Origin of the sequence: Marinobacterium profundum (assembly GCF_001528745.1) — a bacterium.
Classification (GTDB): Bacteria; Pseudomonadota; Gammaproteobacteria; order Pseudomonadales; family Balneatricaceae; genus Marinobacterium_A; species Marinobacterium_A profundum.
Map to the genome: position 1 here is coordinate 1 of NZ_BCNS01000211.1, position 15,764 is coordinate 15,764.

Genomic DNA, 15,764 nt, shown 5'->3' on the forward strand with positions numbered 1-15,764 from the left:
TTGTCGGACAGCCTCCTAGGGTGCTGATGAGCGAAGCGAATCGCACCCTTTACCCAAGCGAATTGTTCCGGGCGGCGCTCCGTCGTGCGGCGGGTCGCCGCCAGGTTGAACTGGTTGCGATGAGATTAAGGTTGCGTTGGAGTCTGTGCAAACTGGGGTATTGGAGCGGATTAAGAGTTCGTGTTGCGCCTTGCTGGCGCGTTACTTTCTTTGCACGCGCAAAGAAAGTAACCAAAGAAAGGCCGCCCCAATGACGCCTTTTCGCTGCGCTCTGAGCCCCTGCGGCGGGCTCCGCTGAAGGTACCTCCATGTACCTCATCGGAGGCGCAACAGTCCCTGTTGCACCCCTTCGGGCCAATTCGCCGCAGGACCTCAGTGCTCGCCGGCGTCATAAGGGGGAACAAGAACCGCTCTGATGTTTCGGTGGCAGTGGGCTGCTAGTCCTGCGTAGCATCAGGTGCTGAATTGCGGGCCTGCTTTAACGCTTTCTTGTACTCCCGGCGTCGGCGAAAGAAATCACTGATGCACTCGCTGCACTGCTGCGCCCTTATACCCCCCTGCACCACAACGTCGTGATTCAGCCAGGCCTGCTGCAGCAACTGACCATTACTCACCACAGCACCGGATTTGGGCTCGGTGGCACCAAACACCAGCCGACGAATGCGCCCGTGCACTATGGCGCCGGTACACATGGTGCACGGCTCAATGGTGACGTACAGATCCGCCTCCACCAGGCGATAATTACCGATCGCAGCCGCGGCTTCGCGCAGCGCCATGATCTCGGCATGGGCGGTAGGATCATGGCCACTGATAGGCCTGTTCCAGCCACGGCCGATAATCTCGCCATCCAGTACCACCACGGCACCCACTGGCACCTCACCGGCGGCGTCGGCCTGCATCGCCATCAGCAGCGCCTCATCCATCCAGCGCTCGTCAATCGTTCGCTGCTCGTCAATCATACCCTCTCCTGCCGCCGCCCCTGCGCATCCTGTACAAACCCTGCTTTTGTGCATCCATGCACACGCAGGATAAATACATCCATGTACAAACCCTGCTTTTGTGCATCCATGCACACGCAGGATAAATACATCCATGTACAAACCCTGCTTTTGTGCATCCATGCACACGCAGGATAAATACATCCATGTACAAAAAAGCCCGCAACTGCGGGCTTTTGGCTTAATCAGTTAGCGATCATTCCCACTCGATAGTGGCCGGCGGCTTGCTGGACACATCATAGGTCACGCGGGACACCTGCGGGATCTCGTTGATCACGCGGCTTGATACGGTTTCCAGCAGCTCGTAGGGCAGGTGCGCCCAGCGTGCGGTCATGAAATCGATGGTTTCCACGGCGCGCAGCGCGATGACGTATTCGTAACGACGACCATCACCCACCACACCCACGGACTTCACCGGCAGGAATACTGCAAAGGCCTGACTGGTTTTGTGGTACCAGCCAGAGTTGTGCAGCTCTTCGATAAAGATGGCATCAGCTTCGCGCAGGATGTCGGCGTATTCCTTTTTGACTTCACCCAGAATACGCACGCCCAGACCCGGACCCGGGAAGGGGTGGCGGTAGACCATGTCGTAGGGCAGGCCCAGCTCCAGACCAATCTTGCGCACCTCATCTTTGAAGAGTTCGCGCAGCGGCTCAACCAGCTCAAACTGCATGTCATCCGGCAGGCCGCCCACGTTGTGGTGCGACTTGATCACGTGCGCCTTGCCTGTTTTGGAGGCCGCGGACTCGATCACATCCGGATAGATAGTCCCCTGCGCCAGGAAGTTAACATCCTTCAACGTGGTAGCTTCTTCATCGAAGACTTCGATAAAGGTGTTGCCGATCAACTTGCGCTTCTTCTCAGGGTCATTCTCACCCAGCAGCCGAGACAGGAACTTTTCCTGGGCATTGGCACGGATCACGCGCACACCCATGTTCTGGGCAAACATGTCCATAACATGATCGCCTTCGTTCTTGCGCAGCAGGCCATTATCGACAAACACACAGGTCAGCTGATCGCCGATCGCCTGGTGCAGCAGTGCCGCGACGACTGACGAGTCCACGCCGCCGGACAACCCCAGCAAGACTTTTTGATTGCCGACCTGGGCACGCACCTTGGCCGTCAGGTCGCTGACGATATTCGCCGCCGTCCAGAGACCATCGGTGCTGCAGATTTCACGCACGAAACGCTCGAGGATACGACCGCCCTGCTTGGTGTGTGTCACCTCAGGGTGGAACTGCACGCCGTAGAGCTTGCGCTTGGGATCGCACATGGCCGCAACAGGCGCGGAGTCAGTAGATGCAATGGTCGCAAAGCCTTCCGGCAATTCGGTGACCTTGTCACCGTGGCTCATCCAGACATCCAGGATCAGCGAGCCGTTGTTGGCCAGGTGATCCTCGATACCTTCGAGCAGACGGCTCGGGCTACCGGCAAGGCGTACCTTGGCATAACCGAATTCGCGCTTGCTGGAAGTTTCAACCTTGCCACCCAGCTGCTCGGCCATGGTCTGCATGCCGTAGCAGATACCCAGCACCGGAATACCCAGGTCAAACACGGCCTGAGGCGCACGGGGCGAATCATACTCGGTGACCGATTCAGGACCGCCGGCGAGAATAATGCCCACAGGGGCGAACTCGCGGATGGCCGCTTCGTCCATATCCCAGGGATGAATTTCGCTGTACACACCGATTTCTCGAACCCTGCGTGCTATCAGCTGGGTGTACTGGGAACCAAAATCCAGGATCAGGATGCGTTGTGCATGAATATCTTGTGTCATTCGACAGTGTCTCCACCGGTTGCCGGGCAACTAATGCACTTGGAGACCGACCAACAATACCCACCCTAGGGCCAGCATTATCGGACAGCCTCCTGGCAAAAAAAAAATGGAGCGGTCAGTTGCCACCCCATCTGTCGGAGATGTTACAAGGCTTAGCCGATGCGGTAGTTCGGCGCTTCCTTAGTGATGCTTACATCATGTACATGGCTTTCGTTCATGCCGGCACTGGTGATGCGCACAAACTGCGGCACCGTGCGCATGACGTCAATATTGGCGCTGCCGGTATAGCCCATGGAAGACCGCAGACCGCCCATCAACTGATGCACAACACCCGCCACCGGGCCCTTGCAGGGCACACGGCCTTCAATACCTTCGGGTACCAGCTTCTCGACACCTTCAGAGGCATCCTGGAAATAACGATCCGAAGAGCCTGAGGTTTGCGCCATGGCGCCCAGAGACCCCATACCACGGTAGGACTTGAACGCCCGTCCCTGAAACAGCTCCACTTCACCCGGCGCTTCATCGGTACCAGCCAGCATGGAACCAACCATGATACAGGAAGCTCCAGCCGCTATAGCCTTGGCCAGATCGCCGGAGAAGCGCACGCCGCCATCGGCAATAACCGGTATGCCGCGCTCGCTCATCACAGCCGCAACATTGGCCACGGCGGTAATCTGCGGCACACCGATGCCGGAGACGATACGGGTCGTGCAGATGGAGCCAGGACCAATACCCACCTTGACACCATCAGCACCGGCATCCGCCAGGGCGATGGCCGCCGCTGCAGTCGCGATGTTACCACCGATCACCTGCACCTGCGGGAAGGTCTTCTTGACCCAGGCCACGCGATCAATCACGCCCCGGGAGTGCCCATGGGCGGTATCTACGATAATCACATCGACACCAGCCTCAACCAGCGCAGCAACGCGGTCAGCCGTATCGGCACCGGTACCTACAGCCGCGCCCACAATAAGGCGACCCTGGGAGTCCTTGGCGGCATTGGGATAGGCCTTGGCCTTGTACATGTCTTTGACGGTCATCATGCCACTGAGCTTGAAGGCATCGTCGACCACCAGAATACGTTCGATACGGTGCTTGCGCAGCAGGTTGCGAACCTTGTCCGGATCAGCCCCTTCTTTCACAGTTACCAGGCTCTCTTTGGGCGTCATGATGGTGGAAACCTTGGCGTCCAGGTACTGCTCGAAACGCACATCACGACTGGTCACGATACCCACCAGCTCACCGTCATCCACCACAGGGAAACCGGAGTAGGTCAAACGTTCGGACAGTGCACGCAGCTCGCCCACGGTCATATCGGAGCTGCAGGTGACAGGATTATTGACGATGCCAGCTTCGAATTTCTTCACCCGGCGCACTTCGTCAGCCTGCTGCTCAACGGTCAGGTTCTTGTGGATGATGCCGATGCCGCCTTCCTGCGCCATGGTAATCGCCAGACGCGCTTCGGTAACGGTATCCATCGCCGCCGACGCCAGCGGGATATTCAGCTCGATCCCCCGGGTCAGGCGCGTCTTGAGGGACACATCCTTGGGCAATACCTCGGAGTATCCGGGCATCAACAGAACGTCATCAAAAGTGAGCGCTTCTTCAACGATTCGTAACATTATCAGCAGCCCATAGTAGCGTGAAAGGAGCATAAAAAATGAAACGCGCAATTATACAGATATCACCGACAAATGTACAAAAACGATTAACCTCTGACCAGCATGTATTCGGGCCGGGCGGATATCTCCGACCGCCGCTGCGCACAAGCTATCACAGACACAGTCGACAACCCCATCTGTGGTACTAATACACCCTATTGCGACTTGTTCGACGCCTCCTTAAAATGCAGCCATGACCCTAAAAGCCCAGACCCACGCCCTCTCCGTTTCCGACCTTAACCGGCAGGCCCGATCCTTGCTGGAAAGCTCGTTCATGATGATTCAGGTACAGGGGGAAATCTCGAATTTTGTCCGTCCCAGCTCCGGCCACTGGTACTTCACCCTCAAGGATGAGCGCGCCCAGGTGCGCTGCGCGCTGTTCCGCAACCGCAGCCAGTTCCTGAAATACCGCCCCAGGGATGGGGACCAAGTTATGGTACGGGCCAAGGTGTCCCTCTATGAGGGCCGTGGCGAATTTCAGCTGATCTGCGACTACATGGAAGAAAGCGGTGTCGGCCAGCTGCAGCAGGCATTCGAAGCCCTGAAACTGCGACTGGACGCCGAGGGTTTGTTTGACCAGGCCAGCAAGCAGCCCTTGCCCGCGCACCCACGTCACCTGGGCGTGATCACCTCCCCCACGGGCGCCGCCATACACGACATTCTCAGCGTGCTGAAGCGCCGCTTCCCGGGCCTGCCCGTTACCCTCTACCCCAGTGCCGTACAGGGTGCAGAAGCGGCCCCCGCGATAGTTCGGGCGCTCAAGCTGGCCCAGCGCCACGATCAGTGTGACGTGATTATTCTTGGCCGCGGCGGTGGCTCGCTGGAAGACCTGTGGCCCTTCAACGAAGAAAGCGTGGCCCGCGCCATTCACGCCTGCAGCATTCCCGTCGTCAGCGCTGTGGGCCATGAAACCGATATATCGATCAGTGACTTTGTCGCCGATCTGCGCGCGCCTACGCCCTCCGCCGCCGCCGAGCTGCTGACCCCCGATCAGCGCGAATTGCAGCTGCGCCTCGACCAGGCACGCAGACGCCTGCAGGCACGCCTCGGACAACAGCTGCAGCAGCACCAGGAACGCCTGATCGCGCTGCAGCGCCGGCTGCGCCACCCGGGTGAGCGCCTGCGCGAACGCGCCCAGCGTCTGGATGAACTGGAACTGCGTCTGCGCAAGGCCGCCCTGCGCCTGCTGAGCGACAAACGCACCCGGCTTGAACGCCAGCAGGCCCGGCTGGTCCAGATTCGTCCACAGCGCCAGATCGCCCAGCTGCGCCAGCACCTGGCTGCCCTGCGCCAGCAGCTCGAGCGCCGGATACACTACCTGTTGCACGACAAACGCCTGCGCAGCGCCGCCATGGCCGGCCAATTGAACGCCGTGAGCCCGCTGGCTACGCTGGAGCGTGGCTACGCCATAGTGCAGGACAGCCGCGGCCAGGTCATCGACGATGCCAGCCTGCTTGCAGTTGACGACCTGATTGAAACCCGCCTTGCCAAAGGTCGCGTGCACAGCCGGGTTACCGCCACCCTGATGCCCGACGAGAACAGCTGATGCCCGCACTGCTTTCCAACCTGGTACCCAAACAGCTTGTGTTGCCGGTGTTGCTGCTGCTCGGCAGCCTGCAGCCCGCTCACGCCGCCAGCGCCGACAGTCGCCTTCCGCAGGAGTCCCGCGTACCGGGCGGCGTGGCTCTGGTGCCGTTCCAGGCCGCCACCGTGCCCCGGGTCAATTACCAGGATGCGCGGGTACTGGTGGTGCCACAACCCCAGGCCGGCCCTGGCCAGTGGCTGGCTGTCGTTGGCATTCCGCTGGACGCCGATGCCAGCGTCTCGCAGCAGCTGGATATCAACGGCAAGGCCCTGGCCTTCGATATCGAGGACAAAACCTACAAAGCGCAATATTTGACCGTCAAAAACAAGCGCCATGTAGACCCGGACCCGGAGGATCTGAAGCGCTGGGCACAGGAAAAGGCCGAGATGGATGAGGCCTTCAGTTACTGGTCAGAGCCATCAGACCCTGTACTGCATTTCGAATTGCCGGCGGACGGGCGCTTCAGCAGCCCTTTTGGCCTCAAGCGCTACTTTAACCAGCAGCCGCGCAACCCTCACAGCGGCCTCGATATCGCCGCCCCCGAAGGGGCGCCTATACGGGCACCGGCGCCAGGCGTGGTGCGTGCCACCGGCAACTACTTTTTTAACGGCAATACCATTATTGTCGATCACGGTTTTGGCCTCAGCAGTCTCTACTGCCACCTCAGCCGCATCGATGTAGCGCCGGGCCAAAGCATGGTCGCCGGCGAACAGCTGGGGCTGGTTGGCAAAACAGGCCGCGTCACCGGTGCCCACCTGCACTGGAGCCTTAGCCTTAACAACACAAGGGTCGACCCGCTGCTGTTTGTCGACGAGCAGCTATTTATCGACAAGAAATAAAGCGGCGCTTGTGGTAGCCTGCCCGTTTTTAAAATCACAGAACCGACAGGGTTATGCATGTCTGAACTGAAACTGGAAACACTGGAACAACACGCGAGCTACGGCATTGGTCGTCAGATGGGCGATCAGCTGGCTCAGGGCGGCTTTGAAGGCCTGGATCTGGACGCTGTTGCCACCGGCATCAAAGATGCTTACAGCAACCTGGAATTGCGCGTTGAAGTTGCCGACATTCAGGCGGCTTTCAACGAAATCAACCGTCGCCTGAACGAGAAGAAAGAAGCCGAAGCCAAGGAATTCTCCGCTGTCGGCGAAGCCTTCCTGAGCGAAAACGGCCAGCGCGACGGTGTTACCACCCTCGAATCTGGCCTGCAGTATGAAGTTGTTAACGCCGGCGACGCTAGCGCCAGCCCGACAGCCGATTCCAAGGTGCAGGTTCATTACCACGGCACCTTTATCGACGGCAAAGTCTTCGACAGCTCCTACGACCGCGGCCAGCCGGCTGAATTCCCGGTCGGCGGCGTTATCGCTGGCTGGACCCAGGCTCTGCAGCTGATGTCCAAGGGTGCCAAATGGCGCCTGTACGTGCCTTACAATCTGGCCTACGGTGCCCAGGGTTCCCCGGGTGGCATCCCGCCCTACGCGACCCTGATCTTCGACGTAGAGCTGCTGGACATTCTCTGATCCGGCCCAGCCTGATCGAGTAGCGTTACCGCGCTCCCGCCTGGCAGCCTGCCGGGCTTGACCGATCGTAGCGAGGGAAAGGCCGATTTGAGGCAGTTTTTGGGCTCTTTTGAGGCGACAAATCGGCAGGATAGCCGATTTGCACAGCGTTAGCTGCCCGCAGGGCAAGCTACAGGGATGTAGCTTGTGCATAGTGGTTCTAAAAGAGTAAACAAAAATGACCCCTCTTTACCGAAAAGAATCGGCTTTTCCGCAGTAGATCAGTGTTAAGTCCGACAGGCTGCTAGCGAGAGCCATTCCCCGTACAACCCGCTCTGGTGCCGAGCCAGAGGCACGGAGTCATCCATGCAACTACACCATCAGATTCAGGGCCAGGGTGAACCCCTGCTCATCCTGCACGGCCTGTTCGGCAGCCTCGACAACTGGGGTAGCCAGGCAAAGGCACTGGCCAGTGAGTACCAGGTCATCAGTATCGACCTGCGCAACCACGGCCGCTCCCCCCATGATCCCGAGATGACCTACGCCGCCATGGCGCAGGACCTGATCGAACTGATGGACAGCCTCGGTATCGACAGCGCCCGGGTACTGGGCCATTCCATGGGCGGCAAGGCCGCCATGCAGCTGGCACTCAGCGCACCTGAGCGCGTTGGAAAACTCATAGTGGTGGACATAGCGCCGGTGCAGTACCCCGACCACCACGGCGATGTTTTCAGCGGACTCCAGGCCATCGACCTGTCGACGGTAAAATCCAGAAGCGACGCCGAAAAACAGCTCGCCCCCCGCATAGAGGATGCCATGGTACGGGCGTTTTTGTTGCGCAACCTGTACCGCACCGAGGCCGGCCAGTTTGACTGGCGCTTCAATCTGCAGGCATTGCACCACGGCTACCCGAACATCAGCGCCCCACCGACAGGCGCGCCCTTTGCTGGCCCTACCCTCTTTATCAAGGGCGGCAACTCGGACTACATCCAGGCCGCGCACCGCGACGCCATCCTCGGCCTCTTCCCGGCCGCTGGCTACAAGGTCGTTGAAGGTACAGGCCACTGGCCGCATGCTGAAAAGCCGGCCTTGATGACACGCTTGATTCAGAGCTTTCTTCAGAAATAAGCCGTAAGCCGAATATTCAAGCACGGTTATAAGCACCGACCACTGGCACTCTCATGTGTCAGAGAAACCCGCACTGATGACACGACTGATTCAGAACTTCTTTCAGGATTAAGTCACGCATTCAGGCCAGGGTGAAGTACCCCACCCGCAGGAGCCCCGTCCCTGGGCTAATACCTGCGGTGCTTCACAACTCAAGCTCCCGCCCAAAAGTGAGCTGTCGCCGCCCATCGACCGCTAAACAGCCTTAAGCTTGACAGCCCTGTGTTATCAGCCCTGCCGTCACAGCAACAGGGTCACCAGCTCACTTTTCCAGCTCAGCAGCACCAGGGTCAGCAGGGTCGCGATCAGGAACGGCCAGAGGGCGCGGAAAATCCGCATGGGCGGCTCGCCGGTCATGCTGGAGGCAATAAAGAGCCCGGCACCCACTGGAGGTGTCAGCAACCCCAGCACCAGGGTCAGGCAGACCACCACGCCAAACTGGTACGGGCTGATGCCGTACTGCTGCTGGGCGATGGGCAGCAGTATGGGCACCACCAGAATCAGCGCGGCTATGCCATCGATCACCATGCCCACCAGCAGCAGAATGCCTACCACCATCAGTAAAAAGATGAAGGGGTCCGCCGTCTGAGCCGCAATCCAGATGGCCGCATTCTGGGGAATCTCTTCAAACACGATGACCCAGCCGAAAACACCGGCCACGGCGATCAGCATGATCACCATGCCGGAGTTGAAGGCCGTGCGTTTAAGAATGTCGAACAGACTGGAATACTGCAGATCTTTATAAACATATCGGCCAATCAGCAGCGCCCCCAGGGATGCCAGCGCCGCCGACTCGGTGGGTGTTGCCAGCCCCGTGAGAATGCCACCGATAATGATCAGCGGTATCAGCCCGGCCGGAATACCCGCCAACAGATACTGCCGAGCCTGCTGTCGCGTGGGCCACTCGCCCTTGGGGTAGCTATGTACCAGCCCCATCAGGCTGATGGCGACAAAGAACAGCAAGGCCATGATCAGCCCCGGCACTATGCCGGCAATAAACATCTCCGCGATGGGTACTTGGGCCAGCACACCAAAGAGCACAAACAGCATCGAGGGCGGGATAATCGGCGACAGCAGACCGCCGGCCGCGGTAATGGCGGCGGCATAGGACTTGTCGTACCCCTCTTTTTCCATCGCCGGCACCATGGCGCGGGACATGATGGCAATCTGGGACGCAGCCGACCCCATGATCGCCGCCATCATCATGTTGGCCACCAGGTTGATATAGGCCAGGCCGCCACGAAAGCCGCCCACCAGTATGCGGGCCAGATTGACCAGGCGTGAGGTCAGGCCGCCTTCGTTCATCAGCTCGCCCGCCAGCATGAACAGCGGAATGGCCAGCAGACCATAGCTTTCGACGGCGCCAAAGAGTTGCTGGGCGTAGGAATCAAACAGCACCGAGTTGCCCGACACTGCTATGTACCAGAGTGCGGTGAGGGCCAGCACCAGCGCGATGGGGACGGCGCTGAACAGCAATACCGAAAAGATCACAAAAGTCATGCGGCTTCTCCCGCCAGGGCTGGTCGCGCGCTCAGACATTCAAGCAGATTACTCAGGGCATGCAGGCTCAGTGACACAGCAAAGAAGGGCAGTGCCAGCCAGATCCAGAACTTTTTCAGCCCCAGGGTGCTGGTGTTTTCGGCATAGATAAAATTGAAGGTCTGGGCCTGAAACGCCTGCAGATCAAAGCCAGACTGGGCCAGCGCGACTGGGTCATACCAGCGCAGACACAGCCACAGCAGCACCAGGGCAAAAACCAGAATCACCAGATCGCTGAACAGCGACAGCGCCCTGCGCACCGCAGGCGTGCAGCTGTCGGTCAGCAGGGTCACACTCACCCCCTCACGCCGCTTCAGCAACACGGCAGTCGTCAGAAAGGCCATCCAGACCATGCAGTAAATCGCCAGCTCATCTACCCAGTAGATGGCATGCCCCAGGGAGCGACTGGCAATATTCAGCAGCACCAGCAGGGTGACAGCCCCTGCCAGTACCGCGGCCACCCTGGTTTCCATCCGGGCAACCCTATTCGAAATTTTGTGCAACATGGCATTCTCCTGCATGCCCCCGACGCAGAGCCCCGGAGGCAGCTTGGGTGTGCAGCGTCAATCAGCTGCCCTTGATATCGGCCGCCGCCTTGCGCAAAGATTCCAGCGCCGGCGCCTTGGCCGACCAGGTTTGCTCCCAAACTTCGATCGCCTCGCTGAAGGTGCTGCGATCCGACTCGGTGATGGTGATATCAAGCCCGCGTAACTGCGCTTCCTGATCCTTTTCCTGGGCCTGGAAACGGGCGATCACGGAATCCAGCTGCGCCTTCATGCTGCTGCGAATCAGGTTCCTGTCGTCCTCGCCCAGCGAGCGCCACAGACGCCCGGAAACCACCCCCACCATCGGAAACATCATATGGTTGGAGATCATCAGGTTGTCGGCGCGTTCATAGAATTTGAGAATCAGGATGGAGTCGAAATCCATGTCGATGGCATCGACCTGGCCATTGGCCAGGGCATCGTAGACCGCCGGCAGTGGCAGGGGCGTCGGCGCTGTACCCAGAGCCGCATAGAAGTCGCGGATCGGCTCAAACGGCGTTATGCGCAGTTTTTTGCCCTGAAGATCCGCAGGGCTCGCCACGGTTTCGCGACTGAGCACCTGACGCATGCCCGCCATGCCATAGCCGATACCCACCAGACCTGCGCCTGCAGGCAGCTGATCCAGCAGACCGACAGCGGCATCGGAGCGCAGCAAGGCCGCAGCCTGATCGATATCGTCCACCAGGTAAGGCGCATAGAGGGCACCAAAGTCCGGCACCCTGTTGGACATTTCAGCGATGGTCAGAAAGGCCATATCCAGAGCGCCGGTTTGCAGCTGTTGCACCATCTGGGCTTCATTGCCCAGTTGCTGCGCCGGGAAAACCGATACCCGGTGCTCCCCGCCGGACTTTTCATTCAGCGCTTTGGCGAAATCGTTGGCCGCCTGGGTCCAGATATGGGGTGGCGGTGTAATCAGCCCGAGACGGAAGTCCTGGGCCTGGGCCGTGACGGCGGATAACACCAGCGAGGTCGCCAGCAGCAGGGGTTTGAAGTCGATCATGGTGAGCTCCATTGTTGTTATAGGCAGCGTCTGCCCACGAACAAGCAACGGGGCAGTCTGTGCTGTCTGGCACTGGGCTTACGCCTGCGTGCCAGGTACAGCTATCAAACCAGAGAGTGCAGGCATCGAACTATCCCGATACTTCACAATCCCTATCCGTTTTTACCTCACCCGGGAACCAGGTTCTGCAGTCTCCTATCGGGCCGCCGCATCAACATACTGCGAGGCGCAGCCAGCGCTGGCCTGCTGTTTGCCCGGCAGCGGCTCGAACAGATGCCCAAGCTGATGGCGCTGCAAGGCGGCCTCAAGCTCGGAGCCCTCTTCGCTTAGCAGCGCGGCGGTCTTGAGGTTGCGCAGGATCTCACTGGCATCGGAACGACCACTGAGCGCCCGGGCCGCAGCCGAAATCGCCCTGAAACTGCGCAGCCCCCGCTCCCGGGTTTTGCTGTAGCCCTTGATCAGCTCCGGCAGTGCCGCCACTTCGCAGCCCAGGTCATAGTCTGCCACCAGCGTCCTTTCCAGCTGTTCCAGCCAGGCATCAATCTGCGTCTGTTCAATAGCATCACGCAGCGAAAAACGCCTGAGCGGGCGTAGTTGTGCCACCAGGTAGAGCGACACAAAACCGCAGAGGCCCTGGGTCGAGAGTTTTTTCGGGCCCGCGAACAGGACTTCCAGCAGCCGCCCCGCCCAGCGGGTACGCAACACCCAGCGTCCTAGGCCCGCGGGCAGCGTTTCGGCCACCTCTTCGAGCCTTGGGTGCATGAATTCGGTGAAATGGGAGACCTGGTCCGCATCTATGCCCACCTCATCGTACAGGCGTTCAAAACGCTGCGAGCGCGTCTTGATATCCGCCACCCGGATCGTATCTTCATAGGCCATCCAGAGCCCCAGGGTGCGGGCTGCAACGGTACTGCAGCGCCCAACTGCTTCGCCCCCGGCATCCGCCTCGGCGTCCAGGGCCTCCAGCCGCTGCATCCGCTGGATATAGCGCCCGGCGTAACGCAGATCGCTGTGATCCAGCATTCTGCGCACCCCTTCCTGCAACAACGGCTGCAATGTCGGAGCAAAGTCCCGCTCAATGGTCGCCAGCAGCTGGCGAATACCACCGTCCTGCCCCCTGTAGTGCCAGCCCTCGGCAGGAGGGCTGGGGACAACAGGATTTTCCGGCTTGCGGTTGGCCTCGGCCTGAGCGGCACCGGCGGCAAAGGCGGCCAGACTGGCGTCTACACCCACGCCACCCCGGCGTATGGCCTGCTCGAAATCCTCCCGTCCAAAAGGCAGTACTGCGCTACCATGAATGGCGCCAAACAGCACCGCACTCACAACACTGCGGCATTGCTCGGCCAGGGCCGCCATGTCGAAGCAAATATACCGCTGCGCCATTTCCGCCGCCGTGACATGCACCGAGTCAGAGTCGGCGATGGCATTGCCCATGGATTCCTTTTCCGCCACGGCATAGGCCCGGTGTGACGAGGCGATCAGCGTGGTGCGATCCGGCGTTACAAAGCCCCGCTGCATGGCACGACCGGCCTCCATCAGCTCAGCCGCGACCACCAGGTCCACATCGCCGCTGGCCGGTGAAAGCGACAGCACAGGGCGCCTTGTATCGGCGTCGCCCGGCTGCGGCCGGAACAGCTCAAGATAGTAGATGGTCGCCCCGGTACGCTGGGCCACACCCGGCACCGAAGTGGTCTGGGCGTGCCAGTTCGCCGCCTCCGCCATACCTACTATCCAGTCGGCCAGCACACCGCCGCCCTGCCCGCCCATGGCGGTAATGGCAATATTGAAACGCTGTTTATCGAGTGTTGTCATCAGGCAGCTCCATCCAGCTGGTAGATTTCATGACGCCTTTGCGCCCTTTTCTGCAGCCTGCGGATCACGCTTTGGGACAGACGACGTCTGAAGGTCTCCCAGCGTCCGGCATTGCGCACCACTTCCACCCGCACAAAGGATGGACAGAGGATATCGGCGTGCACGTTTTCTCCGCACAGACCGCATCCGACACAACTGTTATCGATGCGTGTCACCGGATCTGAGCGCCAGGGATCGGGGTTTTCCTTCACCGTCAGCGATGGGCAGCCCGACAGCCGGATGCAGGCCCGATCACCGGTGCAGGTTTGCTCATCGATGGCAAAGCGCGCCTCGGATACGCGCTTGCCGGCTTTAAGGTCGGCGCGCTTGCTGCGCTTTTCCCGCCGCTGCAGATTCAGCATGCATTCGGATTGCGCCACTATCACCTTGGGCCCCTGGCCCTTGGTGCTGACCGCCTCGCGCAGCGTCTTGAGCATGGCGGTCACATCGTAGGTGCGGGTCAAAGTCCGCACCCACTTCACCCCCACGCCCTCAACCGCCCGGGAAATCGGGTTATTGGTCGCCAGGTTCGTATTGGTAGCCCGGGATGACAGAATATCCTGGCCACCGGTGGCGGCGGTGTAGGCATTGTCGATGATCAGGTTGACGCCATCGCTCTTGTTGAAGACCGCATTGCCGACACCACTGGTCAGGCCGTTATGCCAGAAGCCACCATCCCCCATGATCGAAATCGCGGGCTTGTCGGAGCTGACATTGAAGGCCGAGGCCGAGGCGCTGCCAAGGCCATAGCCCATGGTGGTAGCGCCCAGGTTAAAGGGCGGCAGGATCGAGAACAGATGACAGCCAATATCACAGCTGATATGAAAGTCGCCGCGTTCTTTCTGCAACAGCTTGATGGCGGAAAAAATCGGACGCTCCGGACAACCGGTGCAGAAGCCCGCCGGGCGAGCCGGTACCACGTCGGTCAAAGTCTCCACTGACAGAGACCGGGCCGGCACGAAGGACAGCGCAGTTTCGTGCTGCAGCAAGTCCGTGGTCTGGGCCTGCAGGAAGTTACGGATACCGGCCTTCACCACATCGGTGGTGTATTCACCCACCCGTGGCAGCACCGCCTTGCCCTGCAGCTGCGTCTTGCAGCCAGCCCGGGCGAAGAGGGTATGCAGCTCATGCTCGATAAACTCAGGATTACCCTCCTCCACCAGCAGCACCGCAGACTTGCCTTGCGCAAAGCGCAGCAGCTCGTCATCAATCAGCGGAAAAGCCACGTTCATCACATAGAGCGAGATCTGCGACTGACCATAGGCATCCGCCTGCCCCAGGTGCTCCAGTGCACGAATCACTGTGTTGTAGCTGCCGCCCTGCAAAATAATACCGACGTCCTCGCGGCTGCCGGGAAAGAACTCGTTCAGCTCCTGCGCCTTGATAAACTCGATGGCCGCCGGCAGGCGCGCTTCAATTTTTTCCCGTTCGTGCAGGAAGGTCGCCGGTGGCAGCACCACCCGGCTCAGATCCCGCTTGGGATTCTGTAGCGCGTCCTGCAAGCTGAACTCGGCCTTGCGGTTGTCCCTGGCCACAAACTGGCCATGCACGTGGCAGGCGCGGATGCGCATCTGCAGCATGACGGGGGTATGGCTGGCTTCGGACAGCTCAAAGCTCTTTTCTACCATATCGACGATGCTCGGCAGGTTGGGCCTGGGGTCAAGCAGCCAGATATGAGACTTCATCGCAAAGGCATGGGTACGCTCCTGCATGATGGAAGAGCCTTCGCCATAGTCCTCGCCGATAATGATCACGGCGCCACCGGTCACGCCGCCGGATGCCAGGTTGGCCAGGGCATCGGAGGCCACGTTGGTGCCCACCGTCGACTTCCAGGTGACGGCGCCGCGCAGCGGATAGTGCACCGACGCCGACAGCATGGCGGCTGCGGTGGCTTCACTGGCACTGGTCTCGAAGTGGATGCCCATGTCATCGAGAATTTCTTCCCGCGCATCGGCCAGCACATCCATCAGATGGGAGATGGGCGAGCCCTGATAGCCCCCGACATAGGACACGCCCGACTGCAGCAGCGCCTTGGTCACCGCAAGGATGCCCTCGCCGTGGAACAGCTCGCCTTCGCCTGCGTGCAATTTCTTCACTTCACTCTTGAACGATCTTTCCGCCATCTGGCCTGTTCTCCCGCAC

General features: G+C 60.0%; 12 protein-coding genes. 4 read left to right on the forward strand and 8 right to left on the reverse strand.

Features of this window, described 5'->3' with window-relative positions; all coding sequences use genetic code 11:
* Positions 1-437: 437 nt before the first annotated feature.
* The 3 genes from tadA to guaB form a co-directional block, all read right to left on the reverse strand.
* Positions 438-959 carry a tRNA adenosine(34) deaminase TadA gene (tadA, locus tag MPRO_RS23930; protein WP_067298832.1) on the reverse strand — a complete coding sequence of 174 codons (522 nt, stop codon included), beginning with the start codon at positions 957-959 and terminating at the stop codon, positions 438-440.
* 235 nt (positions 960-1,194) lie between these two features.
* Complete coding sequence (guaA, locus tag MPRO_RS23935; protein ID WP_067298833.1) at positions 1,195-2,775, reverse strand: glutamine-hydrolyzing GMP synthase; 1,581 nt, start codon at positions 2,773-2,775, stop codon at positions 1,195-1,197.
* 152 nt (positions 2,776-2,927) lie between these two features.
* Positions 2,928-4,397, reverse strand: coding sequence for an IMP dehydrogenase (gene guaB, locus MPRO_RS23940; RefSeq protein WP_067298986.1), 1,470 nt, complete (start codon positions 4,395-4,397; stop codon positions 2,928-2,930).
* Between the two features lie 232 nt (positions 4,398-4,629).
* On the opposite strand from guaB, the gene xseA reads away from it, so the two are divergent.
* From xseA to MPRO_RS23960, 4 genes are all read left to right on the forward strand, one after another.
* The gene (gene xseA, locus MPRO_RS23945; RefSeq protein ID WP_067298834.1) at positions 4,630-5,982 is read left to right on the forward strand and encodes an exodeoxyribonuclease VII large subunit; all 1,353 of its coding nucleotides are present in this window, start codon (positions 4,630-4,632) and stop codon (positions 5,980-5,982) included.
* Positions 5,982-6,860: a M23 family metallopeptidase gene (locus MPRO_RS23950; RefSeq protein ID WP_067298835.1), complete on the forward strand. Its 879-nt coding sequence runs from the start codon at positions 5,982-5,984 to the stop codon at positions 6,858-6,860. The genes xseA and MPRO_RS23950 overlap by 1 nt, the downstream gene beginning before the upstream one ends.
* A 57-nt stretch (positions 6,861-6,917) precedes the next feature.
* Positions 6,918-7,541, forward strand: coding sequence for a BamJ family beta-barrel-assembly machinery protein (bamJ, locus tag MPRO_RS23955; RefSeq protein ID WP_067298836.1), 624 nt, complete (start codon positions 6,918-6,920; stop codon positions 7,539-7,541).
* Positions 7,542-7,886: 345 nt separating this feature from the next.
* The gene (locus tag MPRO_RS23960; protein WP_067298837.1) at positions 7,887-8,648 is read left to right on the forward strand and encodes an alpha/beta fold hydrolase; all 762 of its coding nucleotides are present in this window, start codon (positions 7,887-7,889) and stop codon (positions 8,646-8,648) included.
* 279 nt (positions 8,649-8,927) lie between these two features.
* Here the strand turns inward: MPRO_RS23960 and MPRO_RS23965 are convergent, their stop codons facing one another.
* The 5 genes from MPRO_RS23965 to MPRO_RS23985 all read right to left on the reverse strand — a co-directional run bounded on the left by MPRO_RS23965 (position 8,928) and on the right by MPRO_RS23985 (position 15,745).
* On the reverse strand, positions 8,928-10,187 hold the full coding sequence (locus tag MPRO_RS23965; protein ID WP_067298838.1) for a TRAP transporter large permease: 1,260 nt from the start codon (positions 10,185-10,187) through the stop codon (positions 8,928-8,930).
* The gene (locus tag MPRO_RS23970) at positions 10,184-10,732 is read right to left on the reverse strand and encodes a TRAP transporter small permease (RefSeq protein WP_067298839.1); all 549 of its coding nucleotides are present in this window, start codon (positions 10,730-10,732) and stop codon (positions 10,184-10,186) included. The genes MPRO_RS23965 and MPRO_RS23970 overlap by 4 nt, the downstream gene beginning before the upstream one ends.
* A gap of 61 nt (positions 10,733-10,793) precedes the next feature.
* On the reverse strand, positions 10,794-11,771 hold the full coding sequence (locus tag MPRO_RS23975; protein WP_067298840.1) for a TRAP transporter substrate-binding protein: 978 nt from the start codon (positions 11,769-11,771) through the stop codon (positions 10,794-10,796).
* 195 nt (positions 11,772-11,966) lie between these two features.
* Positions 11,967-13,583 carry an indolepyruvate oxidoreductase subunit beta family protein gene (locus MPRO_RS23980; RefSeq protein WP_082709096.1) on the reverse strand — a complete coding sequence of 539 codons (1,617 nt, stop codon included), beginning with the start codon at positions 13,581-13,583 and terminating at the stop codon, positions 11,967-11,969.
* The gene (locus MPRO_RS23985) at positions 13,583-15,745 is read right to left on the reverse strand and encodes a ferredoxin family protein (RefSeq protein ID WP_067298841.1); all 2,163 of its coding nucleotides are present in this window, start codon (positions 15,743-15,745) and stop codon (positions 13,583-13,585) included. Before MPRO_RS23985 ends, MPRO_RS23980 begins: the two co-directional genes overlap by 1 nt.
* Positions 15,746-15,764: the final 19 nt, after the last annotated feature.

Excerpts from the sequence above, each read along its gene's own strand:
- guaA (WP_067298833.1), bottom strand. The coding sequence starts at position 2,775 with ATGACACAAGATATTCATGCACAACGCATCCTGATCCTGGATTTTGGT.
- MPRO_RS23970 (WP_067298839.1), bottom strand. The coding sequence starts at position 10,732 with ATGTTGCACAAAATTTCGAATAGGGTTGCCCGGATGGAAACCAGGGTG.
- guaB (WP_067298986.1), bottom strand. The coding sequence starts at position 4,397 with ATGTTACGAATCGTTGAAGAAGCGCTCACTTTTGATGACGTTCTGTTG.
- MPRO_RS23975 (WP_067298840.1), bottom strand. The coding sequence starts at position 11,771 with ATGATCGACTTCAAACCCCTGCTGCTGGCGACCTCGCTGGTGTTATCC.
- MPRO_RS23965 (WP_067298838.1), bottom strand. The coding sequence starts at position 10,187 with ATGACTTTTGTGATCTTTTCGGTATTGCTGTTCAGCGCCGTCCCCATC.
- xseA (WP_067298834.1), top strand. The coding sequence starts at position 4,630 with ATGACCCTAAAAGCCCAGACCCACGCCCTCTCCGTTTCCGACCTTAAC.
- bamJ (WP_067298836.1), top strand. The coding sequence starts at position 6,918 with ATGTCTGAACTGAAACTGGAAACACTGGAACAACACGCGAGCTACGGC.
- tadA (WP_067298832.1), bottom strand. The coding sequence starts at position 959 with ATGATTGACGAGCAGCGAACGATTGACGAGCGCTGGATGGATGAGGCG.
- MPRO_RS23950 (WP_067298835.1), top strand. The coding sequence starts at position 5,982 with ATGCCCGCACTGCTTTCCAACCTGGTACCCAAACAGCTTGTGTTGCCG.
- MPRO_RS23980 (WP_082709096.1), bottom strand. The coding sequence starts at position 13,583 with ATGACAACACTCGATAAACAGCGTTTCAATATTGCCATTACCGCCATG.
- MPRO_RS23985 (WP_067298841.1), bottom strand. The coding sequence starts at position 15,745 with ATGGCGGAAAGATCGTTCAAGAGTGAAGTGAAGAAATTGCACGCAGGC.
- MPRO_RS23960 (WP_067298837.1), top strand. The coding sequence starts at position 7,887 with ATGCAACTACACCATCAGATTCAGGGCCAGGGTGAACCCCTGCTCATC.